Origin of the sequence: Endozoicomonas sp. Mp262, from assembly GCF_025643335.1 — a bacterium.
Taxonomy (GTDB): Bacteria; Pseudomonadota; Gammaproteobacteria; order Pseudomonadales; family Endozoicomonadaceae; genus Endonucleibacter.
The window spans coordinates 5,081,132-5,097,974 of the sequence record NZ_CP092489.1 but is presented as its reverse complement, the minus strand read 5'-3'; the positions used below and the strand labels follow the sequence as shown (position 1 = coordinate 5,097,974).

Here is a 16,843-nt window from a genome sequence, read left to right as displayed (position 1 = left end):
GATTGACAAAAAAATGCTTCGGAAAAAGCAAACCGGAACTTGCCATGACCCAATCTACACAAGAGCAGCTTCGCTTTCATCCTTCAAATGGTAAAACTATCCGTGCGGACTTCAATGGTGGAGAGTTATCTTCAGATTTTGGGGCTCTGCTGTTACGGGAAACCATATTGCATAGCGGACTTATTTCCAGACTGACCCAGGCCATTGATGACAAGCGTCACCCATCCTACATTGACCACTCTCTGCAAAACCTCCTGGTTCAGCGAATTTTGCAAATGGCTTGCGGTTATGAGGATGCCAACGACAGCAACCGCCTCCGTAAAGACCCCATGTTAAAGCTGGCTACCGGACGAAACCCTTTGGATGATGATAACCACCTGGCTTCATCTCCCACCTACACACGGCTCGGGAAGTCCATGCGGCGCAAAGATATCTATCAAATGGCTGAAGCATTTGTGCATCATTTTATCGCCAGTTATGACTTGCCACCTATGGCTATCGTGATCGATCTTGATCACACACCGGCCATTACCCACGGATCGCAGCAAATGAATTTGTTTAATGCCAAATATCAGGACTACTGTTATCTGCCTTTGCTGATTTTTGAAGGTCTCAGTGGCAAGCTGATTACTGCCATCCTCCGTCCAGGCAAAACGCCAACAGGCAGGGAAAATGCCGCTATTATCAAGCGTGTCATCAAGCTTATCCGTAAACGGTGGCCAAAAACCCATTTGCTGGTGCGCGGGGATAGCCACTTTGCTCAACCTGAGTTAATGCATGTTGTTCAGGCTAATACTCATGCTGATTATGTGCTGGGTAAAGGTGCCGGTCACAAGACGGCCTTACGCCCTAAAGCCAAAGAGTTGCTAGATGAGGCTCGTCGAGCTTTCAAGGTTAAAACAGCCTTAGCCAAGTTGAACGATATGCCTGAGCCAGAACGACTCAGGCTGTACGGTGAGGCCGAGTATCAGGCTAAAAGCTGGAAAGGGCTCGATACCCGGATAATCTATAAGGCAGAGGTTAACGAGAAAGGCGACAATCCCCGCTTTATTGTCACCTCAATCAAAGAGGCTTCCCCAGAGGTGATTTATGAGGATCTGTACTGCCCAAGAGGGCAGGATGAGAATTTCATTAAGCACCTGAAAAGTGATCTGTCCGGTGACAGACTGTCAGACCAGACCTTTCTGGCCAATCACTTGAGACTGTTTTATGCCTGTGCGGCTTACGTTCTGCATTACGAGCTGAGAACCAAGGCTTTGAAAGGAACGGAACTGGAGAAAGCCCAGCCATCAACGGTAATCACAAAACTCTGCAAAGTAGCGGTTAAGGTGGTTGAGTACAAGGATCGGATCAAACTGCACCTACCCAGCAGCTGCCCATTCAAGAAGCTTTTGCAGCATGTAACAGAGATATTTTATCAAATGCCGTTGCCTCGGCCTGGGTAGCAGCCTCCACAACGCTTAGCCCGCCTAAATAATAACCAGATGAGAGACGTTTGGAGTATTCATTCGGCCTAAAAAAGCAGAATTGATCGTTAAATGTTCAGATTGGTGTAGTCGGAGCCTGAAGACCTTTAGTCACAGAGTGATAAAACAGCAGCCCCCACAGAAAAGTCAAAATTGAATGGACAGCCTGCTGCTTTATGAAATATCCGGGTTAGAGCGACGGGGGGTAGCCAGCCAAGAAGACCTTCCTGATTACCCTTATCGTGATGATGCCATTCTGGTTTGGGGGGCTATTCGGGACTGGGTACGGGATTATGTGGCTATTTATTACTCGAGTGATCAGGATGTTGTTGAAGATACCGAATTAACGGCCTGGACTGATGCATTGATTTCTGATGGAAAAGTAAAAGGATTTAAGCCTATTGTTGAGCGGTCGCAGCTTGTTGATGTTTTGACAATGGTTATTTTTACCGGCAGTGCTCAGCATGCAGCAGTTAACTTTCCCCAAAAAAATCTGATGTCCTATGCGCCAGCTATTTCCGGTGCTGTGTGGGGGCAAGACCCTTTATCTGCCAATACAGAAGAACAGTGGTTAACTTTGTTAGCCCCGATCCCAAAAGCGCTACAACAATTAAGTGTTTTACACCTGTTAGGGTCTGTCTATTACCGGAAATTGGGAGAGTATCGCAGTAATCATTTTCCGTATCTGTCCTGGTTTGAAGACGATAAAATTACCGATTCGGGAGGGCCTTTGGATCGTTTTAATGAGGCTCTTAAGGAGGTAGAGTCCAAGATTAATGATCGAAATAATAATCGGCCTGAATACAGCTACTTGCTACCGAGTAGAATTCCGCCCAGTATCAATATCTAAACCAAAACTCGTTTGAAAACCGGATATTCCTGGCTTGTTCATCAAGCGAAGCGATTACTAAAGCGCGCCTATCACAGCCCTATCAAATTGCGGTTACCTAACTGGGCGCGGTTTAGTGCTTTAACAGAATGATATAAGACTCAGGGTTTGCAGCATTTTTAGTGAAAAAGTGCTGCAAACTCACTGGGTGTTTTTAGGGCTTAAAGAGCGTTAACCTGTTTTAGTTCATTTCTCATATTGGAAATGACATCCTGGTAGCTTTCTGCACCGAAAATAGCAGACCCGGCAACAAAGGCATCTGCACCTGCCTCAGCAATTTGGCGAATATTTTTTACGCCAACACCACCGTCCACCTCCAGTCTGATATCCAGGCCGCTGTCGTCAATGATCTTACGAACATGGCGCAGTTTTTTTAGTGTAGAAGGGATGAACTTCTGTCCACCAAAACCGGGGTTTACGGACATTAGCAGCACCATATCCAGCTTATCAATGACATACTCAATGACATCAGGGCTGGTGGCGGGGTTGAGTACCAGACCCGCTTTACAACCACCTTCACGGATCAGTTGCAGGCTGCGGTCGATATGATCGGAAGCTTCCGGATGGAAGGTGATCATACTGGCACCCGCTTCGATAAAATCACCAATCATCCGATCAACGGGGCTAACCATCAGGTGAACATCGATAGGAGCGGTAACGCCATGGTTTCGTAATGCTTTACAGACCATGGGGCCAAGAGTGAGGTTAGGTACATAGTGGTTGTCCATGACGTCGAAATGAACCCAGTCGGCCCCGGCTTCCAGGACGTTATCAACCTCTTCACCAAGACGGGCGAAGTTTGCAGAGAGAATGCTGGGAGCGATAATAAAGTCACGCATAGTAAAGCTTCCGATCAATATTGCCCGGCATTGTAACGATTTAGGGCGGTGCTGTCAGAAGGTTACGAATAGTTTTTAAATTACCAGTCTAGTTTTTGTCCTGAGGTATTGATTAACTGGCCACTCATGGTGTGATTGAGCGTACCGCTGGTAATGAGCTGATATATTTTTTTGGTGGCTTGCTCTGCGGTTCCTGTTTCGGGTTGAGAGTTCTTTGATCCTTTGCCCATATCAGTGTCTACCCAGCCGGGGTCAATGCCTACCATTGTGACTTGTTGCTCATCTTTGCAGGTTGCCTGAGACAGGCATTTTTGAGGGTTTTTCAGGTCAGTGGCAGCCTGGTCAATGGCTTTATGAAGCGCAGATTTGCTCATGACATAGGTGAGTCCCATTCGATTTCGTTTGTTATCGTCTACTGAAAACCGACTGCCAGCACTACCAAGAAAAATAATCATTTTCTCAGTGCCTTGGGTAATGTTTGGGAGCAAGCTGCTAGATAGTAGCATCGGTGCTTCTGCATTGGTGTGCATTGACTCCTCAAGTTGAGGTAGATTTTGGATCAAGTTTTGAAAGGTATTATTTTGGGGTTCCCTTGGTGAGTAAATACCAGCGTTATTGATAAGGATATCAATAGGTGTTTTTTTGTGACGGTATTGCTCACCTAGTTTTATAACCTCGTTAAGATCCGTCAAATCTAGCTTTTCCATTATTATTTTTCCAGGGTATTTGGTTTTCAGGCTATTAAGGGAGGCAGGAGTTTCATTATGACGATGTACTGCAATCACCTTATCCCCACCTTGAGCAAATTGTTCCGACAGCAGCAGTCCCAGTCCTCTATTGGCACCAGTGATCATTACCAGGCGCTCGGCATAAGCGAAACTGGAAAAATACGCGAAAGCAAAAAATACAACGTATAAAGAGGGATTTAATTTTTTCATCATCAGGTCTTCTTTTTCTAGTTGATAATAAGGTCTTTGTGATTCATTTTTTTCATGATAATCCCTTCTGGAAACGATAATATTCGCCTCTTTTTATATTGAGGACTCACCCCATGCCAACAGCCTGTGCTCGCCATATTCTGGTTAAAACAAGGGACGAGGCGGAAAAGTTAAAGATGAGAATAGCCAAAGGCGAGGATTTCGCCAGATTGGCAAAAAAATATTCCCTTTGTCCTTCTGGTAAAAGAGGGGGCGACCTGGGAGAGTTTCAGCCAGGCCAGATGGTAAAGGCATTTGATCAAGTGGTGTTTAAGAAAAAGGTGCTTACCGTTCATGGTCCGGTGAAAACACGCTTTGGCTTTCATCTGATTGAAACCATCTATCGCAACTGATTTTTTCTGGGAATATCTGTCCCCGACTGAAAAGCCGGGGGGTATTCTCAGGAGATAGAGTGTCCTTATTGTTTGTGAATGTGGACTATCCGAGGCCGCATTTTCTTTAGGGGCTGGAGGGGTGTACTGAATAATGCCTCCGGTTTCTTTTTGTCAATGGTTTTCACTAAAGCCGCCTTTATAGATATCCCATCCTTTAAAGTGAATAACTGCCGCTAAAGGCGGTTCAGGGGGTTTTAATTCGACAGGGCAAGCCATTGGTATTAAAACTGCCCGCTTCGCCTTCGCCATAAGGTCCTGAATCCAGTGATGTCAGGACGTTGAAGTTGCTGCGGAATACGTCTCCAAGGTAGGCTTTGCCGGACTCTGGAAACCACCAACTTAAGTCAGCAATGGCAACGGCCGGGTTGAGTTGGCTATCCAGCTTCAGAGTCTGGTAAATCACTTTGTTGCCCGGCGTTTCAATGGCTACCTCTGAGCCATCGGTCAGGTTAAGGCGCCTGGCTGTCTCCGAATGGAGCCTGACTAATGGTTTTGGATGAGCCTTGCGCAAGTTAGTGAGTTGTCGTCCGTGAGAGAACATATAGTGCTTAGGCTTGCTGGTGGTTAGTCTTAACGGATAGTCAGGGTTTTCGGGCTGTAAATTCTGATAAGCAGGTAGTGGGGAAGCACCCAATGCGGCCAGTCTTTCGCTATAAAGCTCGATTTTTCCAGACTCTGTGGGGAAGCCATCCTGTTGGTATTTTCGGAAATGTGGCGCTGATGATATGGGTGAAATGAGTTCTTTTGCTTTCAGTGTTGAATAATCAACACCACTTTTCTGTAAAAAGCCATTCCAGAATGCCTCTTCGCTTTGGGGAGACATTACATTCATGCTGACCCCGATACTGGAAATGATTTCATGGTCGGGCTTGCAGTCTCCCACCTGCATTACTTTTTTCTGGAAACGGATGGAGCCATCCTGGCCCTGGGTAATCCCTTCAAATTCCAGAAAGCTGGCGGCAGGAAAAACGATATCTGCCATCATGGCTGTTGGTGTCATAAACAGTTCGGAGACTGCCAGAAAATCCAACCGGGAAAATGCCTGATAAACAGCTTTGGTATCCGGCCAGCTGGTCATGGGATTGGAACCAACAATCAGGCCACCTTTTATCGGGTAGGGGGTGCTGGTGAGCATGGCTTTGGTTAGCCCCTGGCTGGTAGCACGAAAATACTCAGGTAAGATGGGGGTGCCAGCGCTTTGGGCCCGGGCTTCTGCAGATAGCTCGTGGACATCCTGTTCATCATAGGGCCAGCGTCCGGATACCAGTGAGTCTCCGTGAGGTTGAAACTGGCCGCCGGGAACATCAATATTGCCGGTGATTGCCATTAACATGGCGATTGCCCGGTTTACCTGAAAACTGTCGTTATTATGATCAAGGGCATTGCCGGTGATAATGACGGCTGGTTTTGACTGGGCGTAGAGCCGGGCAATGGTTTGAATACGGTGGGTATCCAACTGGCATTCATCCGCAAGATAAGACAGGTCATAGTGCGTCAGTTGCTCTTTTAATTCAGCAAAGCCCAGGCACCAGTTTTCGACAAAGTCCTGGTGGTAGAGTTGCTCCTCAATAATGACTTTCAGCAGTGCCAGTGCCAGGGCAAGGTCTGCTCCGGGTTTAATGGCAAGCCAGTGACTGGCTTCTTTGGCGTGGCGGGTAAACTGGGGGTCAATGCAGATAGTCTCGGCCCCGGCAGCTATGGCTGTTTTTATGGGAGGAAGATCGGTAAAGCGGGTTTTATATTTATTGACACCCCAGAGTATTACGCAGCGGGTTTGTTCATTCAGGTCATGGCCGGGATTAAAACCGAGAGTATAGTCACAGCCCAGCTTGGTGGGTGCCCAGCAGACGGTTTCAGGGCCAGCGATATTGGCTGTTTGCAGCCGGTTGGCCAGTCTTAGTAGCTGGGTATACATAAAGTCCTTGGAGTACCCGTAAGCCATAAACAGGCTGTTGTTACCCCATTGTTTTTGGATTTTAGAAAACCCTTCGGCGGTATACTGGAAAGCTTCCTCCCAACTAATGGGTTGCCACTGCCCGTCTCCTCGTTTGCCCACACGCTTTAAGGGTTGCTTCAGGCGACGGGGGTGAAGCATCAGCTCAATGGATTCACGGCCTTTTTTACATAAGGCCCCGCTGGTTACTGTATCCCGTTTATCGCCGGAGATACGATATTGACCGTTTTTATCCGTATCAATAAGGATGCGGCAGTTAATGCCACAGAGGCTGCAAGTGGTTGATAGCGGCTCTTGCAGGAGCGGAATGCTCTGGGTAGACATAAGGAGGCTTCTCTAATCTGGAATAAGCGCTGGTGGCCCCGTTGTTTATAACAACGGGGGGAGGAACTAAGCTTCTACCGCCGTTTTAAGCGGCTGCTTGTTTTCTTCGGGGCTTTGTTTAATCAGAGTTCGACCCATGGCTACCAGTAGCAGTGAAACAACGGGAGTAAGCCATACATAAAAGGCGTAAGGGGCATATTCCAGAGGGCTGACCCCCAGAGTGGCGGTCATAAAGGCACCGGCTGTGGTCCAGGGTAGCAGGAAACCTGTGGGAAGGGAGCCTTCTTCCAGTAAGCGGCTTAGCATTTCTAATTTAAAGCCGCGTTCCTGATAAACCTTTTTATAAAGGGAACCATTCAGAATCACTGAAAGGTAAACTTCACTGGTGGCAGCATTGCCCAGTAAGCAGCTGAGCAGGGTGGTTAATACAAGGCCGAAGTCGCTTTTTACCTGGCATAGCAACCGTTGTAATAACACCCCGAGAAAACCCACGTGTTCCAATAGACCACCAAGACAAAGGGCTACAAAGGTCAGGGAGAACGTCCACATCATATTTTGTATGCCACCACGAACAAGGAGTTGGTCAACCAGCTCAACCCCTGAGCTTTGCTGGTAGCCGTAGTTTAAAACAGCAAAAAAATCCACCAGGTTATTATGCTGGAAGATAGCGGCAGTCATGCCCCCCAAAAGTACGCCGGCAAACATGGCGATTTGGGAAGGTATTTTGGTAAAGGTCAGACCCAGGGTAATAACAATAGGTGCCAGCACCAGTGGGTTCAGGTCAAAGGTTTGGCTGAGGGTTTGTTGAATCAGTGTGGTACGGTCTGTATTGCCAGCGTCCAGTCCCAGAAACTGAGAGCCTATTAAGTAGTAAGCTGCCAGGCTAATGAGAAAGACGGGAATATTCACTTTGTTCACCGCCTTCAGATGAGCTTTTGGGTCTGCCCCAACCGTGGCGGAAGATAAAATAGTCAGATCTGAAATGGGAGACATTTTAACGCCAAAAATGCCGCCGGAAATAATCATTCCGGCAATCACTGGTAATGGCACTCCGAGTCCCATCCCCATACCGGTTAAAGCCAGCCCGACCGTGGAGGCGGTACCCCAGGCAGTGCCGGTGGCGTAAGTGACAACACAGCAGAGTAGAAAACCGGTGGGTAAAAACAGTTCCGGGGAAATAAAGTTTAAGCCGTAATAGATAAGTGCGGGCAGTGTTCCCGAGAGAATCCAGGAGCCAATAATCATGCCAATCAGGAAAAAGGCAAACATGGCTCCAGTGGCATTTTTGATGCTGTCCCCCATTAATGCAATTTGCTGGTCAAGGCTGTAACCACAGCGCCAGCTTAGAATCATCGTAAGAATGAGGGCACAGATCAGCAGCATGTGGACATCAAGGCTAAAGGCCATAATGCCGGTAATCAGCGATAGGGTAATAATGCTCAGCAGCAGAGCAGCCTGGCCAAAAGAAGGTGCACAAATGCCCGTCTCCTGAACCATTGAGGGGGAGTGATTGCTCATTGTAAATTTCCCAGAGGGTTTAATAATCTCTGAATTGAGGAAAAATTAGGGGCCATTGACGGTGAAACGCCAATAGCCCCCGAAAGAGAACGCCTGTTTAATGGAAGCGCCTCCTTTTAATGGTTGCGAATTTTACAAAATACTGACATGTAATCCATGATTCAGGTCAGTATTTATTGGCCACTTCAAGTGATGGAAGACAGGTCTGTTATTGCAGGAATTCCGGCTTTGGATTCAGCGGCAAGAACTGCCCTGTGAATGGCAATTTCGACCACCTCGGCGGCCATGATGCCGATCAGGTTAGTGTCACTCTGTTCTATTTCACCCGTGGCAGCTGCAAAGATGGTATCGCCATCATATAAAGTATGAACCGGATTAATAGCCCGAGAATAACCATCGTGTGCCATTTGGGCCACTTTTAAAGCCTGTGATTTTGATAAGGTGGCATTGGTGATAATGGTACCAATAGTTGTGTTCTGGCCTGAGAAAGCGGGTTTGTCCCGGCCAGACAATATGGCCTCTTTGCTATTGATGAAGCCTTGATTGTCAGGGGTGCGAGAGCCAGCGATGACCTTGCCGTTTTTGATAACATCCCCCCAGGCATTAACGGCGATAATGGCAGCAACCACCAGGTTATCCTTAGTGAGGCAAAAGGTTCCCAGGCCGCTTTTGGTGGCCAGTTCGGTTCCCATGACTTTGCCGACGGTTGCGCCAGTTCCTGCTCCAATATTGCCTTCTGTCAGGTTCTTTCTGGAAGCGCTTAAGGCTGCCCGTTTACCCATGTTGGAATCAGGACGAGAGTCAGGGCTGCCTATGGTGAGGTCATAGAGGATGGCTCCTGTAACAATAGGAATGCAGCCTCCTTCTGTCTGGAAGCCGATTTTTTGTTCTGCCAGGCAGTCAGTAACACCCGTCATGGCTGCCAGGCCAAAGGCGCTGCCACCACCCAGTACGATGGCATGAACCTTATCAACCAGGTTTTCCGGCCTGAGCAGATCCGTCTCCCTGGTGCCGGGAGCCGCTCCCCTGACATCTACTGCGCAGGTTGCGCCGTTATCAAAGCGTAATACGGTGACGCCTGTCATCCCTTGCAGATCGGTTGCCTGACCAATTTTTAGCCCATTGATCGAAAAAATCCGGTCAGGTTGATAGGGGGGTGTTGAAATATCGGAGGTCATGGCAATTAATCCCTGAGGCTAACAAAATGTAAAGCGCTAAATATTATAGTTGTATGTGAATAAAAGGGTTTCTTTCCTGTCATCAGAAGCTATAATACCGCACCCGTTTCCCTATTTGAGCGCCTGATGTTTGAACAGGCCGGCCCTGGCGGTCTATTAGCCTGGTCCGAAAGCAGTGGGTTGGCCAAGTAAGAACAGGACGCTGTGAAAACAGCTCCCTTGAGGCGAATATTGAATGAAAACTTTTAGCGCAAAACCAGAAACAGTCAAGCGTGACTGGTATGTAGTCGATGCCGAGGGCAAGACGCTGGGTCGTCTGGCCACAGAGATCGCTTCCCGCCTGCGTGGTAAGCATAAGCCGGAGTACACTCCTCACGTGGACACCGGTGACTACATCGTTGTCATCAATGCTGAGAAAGTACGCGTAACTGGCCGTAAGGCTTCCGACAAGATGTATTACCGTCACACCGGTTTCCCCGGTGGCCTGCGTTCCGCGAGCTTTGATAAGCTCATCGATCACAAGCCTGAAATGGTAATTGAACTGGCTGTTAAAGGCATGCTGCCCCGCAATCCGCTGGGTCGCGCCATGTATAGCAAGCTGAAGGTATACGCCGGCAGCGAGCATCCACATGCTGCTCAGCAGCCTCAGCAACTGGCAATTTAATCGGGGGTAGCTATGTCTGTGACTCAATACTACGGAACTGGACGCCGCAAGTCCTCTACTGCGCGTGTTTTCCTGAGAGCTGGTTCTGGCAGCATCACTGTTAACGGTCGTGCTCTGGACGAATACTTCGGTCGTGAGACCGCTCGTATGGTTGTTCGTCAGCCGCTGGAACTGACTGAACTGACTGAAAAGTTCGACATCAAGATCACTGTATCTGGTGGCGGCGGTTCCGGTCAGGCTGGTGCGATCCGTCACGGTATTACCCGTGCACTGATGCAGTACGACGAGACTCTGCGTTCTCCTCTGCGCAAGGCGGGTTATGTAACTCGTGATGCCCGTGAAGTTGAGCGTAAGAAAGTGGGTCTGCGTAAAGCACGTAAGCGTCCACAGTTCTCCAAGCGTTAATCAGGGATGCCCCAAAGGGCATCTTTGCTGCGTGCTTCGATTTTATTCGAAGAAAAAATACCCGGTTTATGCCGGGTATTTTTTTAGTTATGACTGGTAGAGGCAGCTAGTTTCCGACGTTTGCGGGGTGGGGAATCAGTTTCATCCTGTTTGAACCCGACGGTTCTTACTATGAAGGGCTTTTGGGTACCAGGGTATTTTGTAATAGCATCTGTTCCACAGCTAGGACAGGCACCTTCTCTACTATTTATAGCTTCTAATATACACTCTTTGTGCCCGAAAATATGAATTTCGGCAACATCACTGTTCTCCTCAGGTTTGTGTGCAACACCATAGACAGCAGGACTTTTCTGTGTGGATGGCTCAAAGCATATTTGGCATTCATCGCTAGAAAAAATCTTTTCTGCTTTAGCATGGTAAACAAGGCTTTTTATGAGCTGCTCTCGAATTTCTCCTGCGATGCTTTCATCTCTATTCACTAAATTTTTTATAAACTCCGCTGTAATAGCTTCATCTTGTTCATGGGATTTGTCAATTTCTTTAATCAGGGTATGAAGTTGAAGTAATTGCTGTTTAATAGCGGAAAATATTGTATCTAAATCCTGTTGTTCATTTTGGTTAAGTTGAAAAATACCTGATGAAGTTTTGAGTTTTTCTTGTAATGAGTCAATTTCATGCTGACTGCATAAATGATGACTGTATATGGCTTTGCAGAGCTCTTTATAATAAGGAGATAATCGGTGAGGCTCCCTTGCACTAATGGTTCCAGGTTGCATTTTCAGTTGAAGTGCTTGTTCTGTCTCAAGACGCTCCTTACAACGGTCCGCAGTTAATCCATAGCTCTTTGCTTTGGAGCGTAGAGTGTCATCAAGTGTTGAACGGGTCAGGGTCTCTCCCTCTAGTGTTTCATGGCTATGACCACAGATAACCCGGTTTTGTAGGTCTTTATTGCACATTTCCATAGCCGCTTTGCGTTCTTTGTAGTCTTTTTCTTTTAATAACTCGGTGTAACCCTGTGTCTGTGTTTTTATCTTGCCAATGAACCAGTGCCCAAATTGACCCAGTGATGATTCCTGTTTTGGGCCAAATTCAATATCATCCTCCACTAACCTTATGGCAGAGTCACTTTCAGCTGCCTTGGGTGGAAGCTGCTGATACTTATCTATAAAGTTGTATATCATTGTTATATTCTCTAGGTTTATTGTTCACTTTTATATTGACCATGAATAAATAAAAAGGTTTTTTGTAAGTAAGAGGGGACGGCATAATAGTTATGCCTGCTTACGTATTTAAAAATAAAAAATATTCTGCTTGGAACACAGCTGATTGGTTTTATATGGAACTGTATACTGTATATTAATAGCTATTTGTGAGTGATTATCATGAGTCAGTTGAATTTAATCTGTTGAGGCATTGACGTTTTTTAGGGGGTTGATCTTGATCACTATTTTTATCTTTTAATGAGATAGAATGTTTTAAATGTTTTTGTGCAGATTCAACTTCTGAGCGGCTGGTATATGAAATAGCTGTGAAATCTTTACGGTATCGAATACGACTTTTATCTTCTGTATCACTAGCAGTGTGCTGCAAAAGTGTCTTACAGTGAGGGCATTTAGGCTTGTGTGTTTTTCTTAGTCCTTGTTTAAGAAACTTTTCATTTAAACCTTTAAAGCAATTTTCATCATAAAGGTGAATCTTAGAGCCATCCTCATGAATGGTGTAGCGTTTCATAGACTCTTCTATAGAGTCAAAGCATATTTCACATGAGTCTTTTTTCTTCAAATCTGTGTCTTCGTTATTAGAAGTTGAAGCCATAGGTTCTGAATCAAGAGTATCATTCATTTGATATGCAGTTTTATCAAAATCCGGATTAGTGACTGGTTTGTTTTCAGCAGCTGGCTGAGGCGATAAACGGCTGCTGCTATCGTTATATTGCTTATTAGATGCAGGCAGGCCTGTATCCATTTCATCAGTATTATCCTTTGTACCACTATCGCAACGCAGGGTAGCATTAATGGTAGTTTCGGAATCTGTGACAGGCTGGTCAGTGTTATTTTCCGGAAAACTATTTTGTTCCTTTTTTAGTGATTTCTCCATAAGTGCAATATCCTGGGGTGGTATGCCAGAAAGTACTGATTGTCCACCTGAGGGTGTTTCTTCTCTTGATTGGTTTTGGCTGAGGTTCATGCTATGAAATTGCTCCATTCTGATTTTTACCTCATCAAGCACTCTATCAAGGATTTTTTTATTGGCTCGGCTTAAAGCTTTATAATTATCGGTGGTTTTCAGGTGCTCAGCTAGCCCATCGACCTGATATGCACTTCGTAATTGATAGCGACAAATAGCGAGGAGTAAATGGTTGTAGAGTTCAGTGCCTTTGCAGGGATGATATTTAAGGCTTTCATCGATTAAAAGTCGGGCCATTTTTTCTTTAAGGTTTTTCTGCTGTTCTATGCTTGCCTGATCAAGACCGTATCTTTGTTCATTTTCCTTCAGGTGCTGAGTTAATTGACCATAATTGAGCGGTCCGGTTAGTTCGGTATATTCAAATGGGCAAACAGTCCTGTAACGAAGGCCTTTATTTATTCTTTCAACGGCTTGATGGCATTCTAGTTTTTCCTGGTCTTGTAGATAGCTCATGTATGTTTGGTCTGAACCATTAAAAAATGATCGAACTACATGGAAGCTCCACTTGGCTATCTTCTCGGTTGTGCCCTGTTGTTTTGAGCCGTATTCAATCTGGCCATTTGTCAGGCGGATTACGGCATCTTTGTCCTCTTGTTGCACTTCTTGTCGTGGTATTTTGGATATATCTGTTTGTTGTATGAGGGTAATAATATCATGAGGCATCGCTTTTTCCCTGCTTTTCTATTTTTTAGTTATTTTGATTTTTTATTGCCCTGACATTATCCGCATGTTAGAGGAGGTTGTATTTTAAAATCGGGCATATCTGCATTAATAGACAATGTGGCACTGTGATATGTTTGAAATTAAAGGTTGATATTACTAACAATGGGGTTATGCCGACTAACAAATGGGTCTTTGGTAATAAAATCTATCGGAGGCTTTTGCCATAGCCTTAAAACCAGTATCATTACGCATTAGTACCTAGTGAGTAGGTGGGGTACTGAGGCAGGGATAAGCAAAGATGTCACAGATAAAGAAAATGGTTAAAAGCCGGGTTTGTGGCCTCTGGAAGAACAACCATAATAGCTGGAAGTCTGTCCGGGAATAGACGGCTATTTCCGAATCAGTGTCTGGAGTCAATAGGTTGAGTAGAACAGAGATCCTGCAAGCAACCCACCCTGAACAATAAGAAGTCTATCGAGCAGAGGCTCAAATGGGGGAGAGTAGGTAATGAGTGATAACGGCGTGAATACAGGCCGCCGCCGCTTTCTCGTGGCAGCAACTTCGGTGGTGGGGGCTGCCGGGGCCGTAGGGGTCGCCACACCTTTCGTGAAATCCTGGACGCCCAGTGCCAAGGCCAAGGCCGCTGGAGCACCAGTGAAAGTCAATGTCAGCAAATTAGAACCCGGGCAGCAGGTGGTTTACGAATGGCGAGGTAAACCCGTGTTTGTGGCGCGACGAACCCAGGCGATGCTGGATGTACTCAGGGAACAGGGAAGCCTGCTTCGGGATCCCTTATCGGAAAAGTCCGAGCAACCTGATTATGCGAAAAATGAATTTCGGTCGCAGAAAGATGAGTTTCTGGTATTAGTCGGGCTCTGCACGCATTTGGGCTGTTCTCCCAAGTTTATGCCGGAAGTAAAGCCAATGGAATTTGATGCCAAATGGCAGGGGGGCTATTTCTGCCCCTGCCATGGTTCTAAATTTGATCTGGCTGGCAGGGTTTACAAAGGCGTTCCGGCACCCACCAACCTGGAAGTGCCACCTTATACCTTTGAAACGGATGACATCCTGATTATTGGTGAAGATGGGGGTAATGTGTAATGGCCACGAAATTTATGGACTGGCTTAATGCCAGGTTACCGGTTACCCAGGTCTGGGAAGATCATCTCAGTAAATATTACGCACCGAAAAATTTTAACTTCTTTTACTTCTTTGGTTCGCTGGCATTGCTGGTGCTGGTGAATCAGCTCCTGACGGGTATCTGGCTCACCATGAGCTATGTACCGAGCGCGGAGGAGGCCTTTGCCTCCGTTGAGTACATTATGCGGGATGTGGAGTATGGCTGGTTGATTCGCTATATGCACTCAACGGGAGCATCCATGTTCTTTGTGGTGATCTATCTGCATATGTTCAGGGGGTTGATCTATGGTTCCTACCGGGCGCCCCGGGAGTTGGTGTGGATCTTTGGCATGGCCATCTATTTGGCGTTAATGGCTGAAGCCTTTATGGGGTATCTGTTGCCCTGGGGGCAGATGTCCTACTGGGGAGCGCAGGTCATTATCTCCCTGTTCGGGGCGATACCGGTGATTGGGCCGGACCTTCAGGAGTTTATCCGTGGAGACTTCCTGATTTCCGGGATTACCCTGAACCGCTTCTTTGCCCTGCATGTGGTGGCACTGCCTATCGTTCTGCTGGGGCTTGTGGTGCTGCATATTATCGCCCTGCATGAAGTGGGTTCCAACAACCCGGATGGTATTGAGATTAAAAAGAACAAAGGACCTGACGGTATACCCCTGGATGGTATTCCTTTCCATCCGTATTACACGGTCAAGGATATTGTCGGGGTTGTGGTCTTCCTGTTTGTATTCTGTGGGGTGGTGTTCTTCCTTCCTGAAATGGGGGGCTATTTCCTTGAGCATGCCAATTTTGAACAGGCCAACAGTCTGAAGACACCGGAACATATTGCGCCTGTGTGGTATTTTGGTGCCTTCTATTCCATCCTTCGGGCCATTACCTTCGATATTGGCTTTATTGATTCCAAGCTGGGTGGTGTCATTGCCATGGGGGGTGCCATTGCCATCCTGTTTGTCCTGCCCTGGCTGGACAGGAGTCCGGTTAAGTCCTGGCGCTATAAGGGCCTGTGCAGCAAAATCGGCATTGTGCTATTTGCCATTGTCTTTATTATCCTGACTTACCTCGGCACCAAGTCCGCCACTGAGGGCAGAACACTGGTGGCGCAAATCTGTACCCTGTTGTACTTCGCCTTCTTCCTGCTGATGCCATTTTATACCCGGTGGGAGAAAACCAAACCTGTACCGGAGAGGGTGACCGGCTAATGAAAACAATAACACTGGCTCTGCTATTCCTCTTTGCTCCTGTCCTGGCTTTGGCGGCAGGTGGCAGCGGTTATGATCTTGATTCGGTGGATACCGATCATTCTGATAAGGCCTCGTTGCAGAGAGGGGCTAAATATTATCAGAATTACTGCGCAGGCTGTCATGCCACTTCCTTCCAGCGCTATGAGCGGGTTGCCGATGATCTGGGGATTCCCCATGACCTGATGATGGAAAACCTGGTCTTTGATAAAAGCGCCAGGATTGGTGACTTAATGACCAATAATATGGATCAGAAGGAGGCAAAAGAGTGGTTTGGCGCCGCGCCTCCGGATTTGACCCTGGTTTCCAGGGTTCGGGGAGAAGACTGGCTGTATACCTATCTGCGGACTTTCTATGAAGATCCTAAGCGTCCCTGGGGTGTGAACAATAAGGTCTTCCCGGATGTGGGCATGCCCCATGTGCTGATGGAACTGCAAGGCGTTCAGGTGGACTCCTGTGTAGGGGGGGATGATACGGCCCGGGATCCTTTGACCGGGGAGAAACTTTGTGGCTTAAAGGTAGATCCTGAGCGGAAGGGAAGCATGACGGTGGATGAGTTTGATCAGGCCATGTATGACCTGGTTAATTTCCTGTCCTATTCTGCCGAGCCCATGAAAATGGAGCGTCAACAGTTGGGTATCTATGTGTTCCTGTTCCTGCTGGTGTTCCTGGTGTTCGCCTATCTGCTGAAGCGGGAGTACTGGAAAGATGTACACTAGGGGCTGTTGACGTTTGATCGTGAGCTCAGTGGCTCGTAAAGCGGTTTTCCACAAGGAGGACTGGTGCAGGCATAGTTATTCTACGTCAAGCCAGTCCAACGCCGTCGGAAAGCCGCTTTACGAGCCACCCGAAGGGCCAAAACCAGCGATTCCGTGCCGTCGTTGCAGTAGCTTGAAAGACGTGAGTCTTCCTGCGCTACTGCGCCTAGCCACGAAACCGCTGGTTTTGGCTGAGCACACGAGCAAACGTCAACAACCCCTAGACATTGATTTCTTTCAGGAGCCCGGTG

At 47.1% G+C, this 16,843-nt stretch carries 15 protein-coding genes; 8 read left to right on the top strand and 7 right to left on the bottom strand.

Annotated elements, in window-relative coordinates; all coding sequences use genetic code 11:
- The first annotated feature begins 44 nt into the window (after positions 1–44).
- Entirely contained in the window at positions 45–1,445 is a 1,401-nt protein-coding gene (locus MJ595_RS22825; RefSeq protein ID WP_263322433.1) for an IS1380 family transposase, read from the top strand.
- 178 nt (positions 1,446–1,623) lie between these two features.
- A complete protein-coding gene (locus tag MJ595_RS22820) occupies positions 1,624–2,316 on the top strand; it encodes a hypothetical protein (protein ID WP_263080427.1) in 693 nt (230 codons plus the stop codon).
- Between the two features lie 200 nt (positions 2,317–2,516).
- On the opposite strand, the gene rpe is transcribed toward MJ595_RS22820, so the two are convergent.
- Together rpe and MJ595_RS22810 are read right to left on the bottom strand one after the other, a co-directional pair.
- Positions 2,517–3,194: a ribulose-phosphate 3-epimerase gene (rpe, locus tag MJ595_RS22815; RefSeq protein ID WP_263080426.1), complete on the bottom strand. Its 678-nt coding sequence runs from the start codon at positions 3,192–3,194 to the stop codon at positions 2,517–2,519.
- 80 nt (positions 3,195–3,274) lie between these two features.
- Positions 3,275–4,135, bottom strand: coding sequence for an SDR family NAD(P)-dependent oxidoreductase (locus tag MJ595_RS22810; RefSeq protein WP_263080425.1), 861 nt, complete (start codon positions 4,133–4,135; stop codon positions 3,275–3,277).
- Positions 4,136–4,245: 110 nt separating this feature from the next.
- Here MJ595_RS22810 and MJ595_RS22805 point away from each other — a divergent pair, with 110 nt between their 5' ends.
- Entirely contained in the window at positions 4,246–4,524 is a 279-nt protein-coding gene (locus MJ595_RS22805) for a peptidylprolyl isomerase (protein WP_263080424.1), read from the top strand.
- Positions 4,525–4,750: 226 nt separating this feature from the next.
- Here MJ595_RS22805 and MJ595_RS22800 read toward each other — a convergent pair whose 3' ends face one another.
- The 3 genes from MJ595_RS22800 to MJ595_RS22790 form a co-directional block, all read right to left on the bottom strand.
- Entirely contained in the window at positions 4,751–6,844 is a 2,094-nt protein-coding gene (locus MJ595_RS22800; RefSeq protein ID WP_263080423.1) for a molybdopterin-dependent oxidoreductase, read from the bottom strand.
- A 66-nt stretch (positions 6,845–6,910) separates the two neighbouring features.
- The gene (locus MJ595_RS22795; protein ID WP_263080422.1) at positions 6,911–8,362 is read right to left on the bottom strand and encodes a hypothetical protein; all 1,452 of its coding nucleotides are present in this window, start codon (positions 8,360–8,362) and stop codon (positions 6,911–6,913) included.
- Between the two features lie 185 nt (positions 8,363–8,547).
- The gene (locus MJ595_RS22790) at positions 8,548–9,540 is read right to left on the bottom strand and encodes a P1 family peptidase (protein ID WP_263080421.1); all 993 of its coding nucleotides are present in this window, start codon (positions 9,538–9,540) and stop codon (positions 8,548–8,550) included.
- Between the two features lie 235 nt (positions 9,541–9,775).
- Between MJ595_RS22790 and rplM the strand changes: the two genes are divergently transcribed.
- Both rplM and rpsI read left to right on the top strand, forming a co-directional pair.
- On the top strand, positions 9,776–10,204 hold the full coding sequence (gene rplM / locus MJ595_RS22785; protein WP_263080420.1) for a 50S ribosomal protein L13: 429 nt from the start codon (positions 9,776–9,778) through the stop codon (positions 10,202–10,204).
- A gap of 12 nt (positions 10,205–10,216) precedes the next feature.
- Positions 10,217–10,609, top strand: coding sequence for a 30S ribosomal protein S9 (gene rpsI / locus MJ595_RS22780; protein ID WP_263080419.1), 393 nt, complete (start codon positions 10,217–10,219; stop codon positions 10,607–10,609).
- Positions 10,610–10,692: 83 nt separating this feature from the next.
- Here the strand turns inward: rpsI and MJ595_RS22775 are convergent, their stop codons facing one another.
- On the bottom strand, positions 10,693–11,790 hold the full coding sequence (locus MJ595_RS22775; protein WP_263080417.1) for a hypothetical protein: 1,098 nt from the start codon (positions 11,788–11,790) through the stop codon (positions 10,693–10,695).
- A 199-nt stretch (positions 11,791–11,989) separates the two neighbouring features.
- The gene (locus tag MJ595_RS22770) at positions 11,990–13,459 is read right to left on the bottom strand and encodes a hypothetical protein (protein ID WP_263080416.1); all 1,470 of its coding nucleotides are present in this window, start codon (positions 13,457–13,459) and stop codon (positions 11,990–11,992) included.
- A 507-nt stretch (positions 13,460–13,966) separates the two neighbouring features.
- Here MJ595_RS22770 and petA point away from each other — a divergent pair.
- Genes petA through MJ595_RS22755 form a run of 3 tightly spaced genes read left to right on the top strand, consistent with a single transcriptional unit; the run spans position 13,967 to position 16,553 of the window.
- Positions 13,967–14,560, top strand: a complete 594-nt coding sequence (gene petA / locus MJ595_RS22765) for a ubiquinol-cytochrome c reductase iron-sulfur subunit (RefSeq protein ID WP_263080415.1) — start codon at positions 13,967–13,969, stop codon at positions 14,558–14,560.
- Positions 14,560–15,795 (top strand): cytochrome b N-terminal domain-containing protein, encoded by a 1,236-nt coding sequence (locus tag MJ595_RS22760; protein WP_263080414.1) that lies wholly within the window; start codon positions 14,560–14,562, stop codon positions 15,793–15,795. Before petA ends, MJ595_RS22760 begins: the two co-directional genes overlap by 1 nt.
- Positions 15,795–16,553, top strand: a complete 759-nt coding sequence (locus tag MJ595_RS22755; protein ID WP_263080413.1) for a cytochrome c1 — start codon at positions 15,795–15,797, stop codon at positions 16,551–16,553. The genes MJ595_RS22760 and MJ595_RS22755 overlap by 1 nt, the downstream gene beginning before the upstream one ends.
- Positions 16,554–16,843 lie beyond the last annotated feature (290 nt).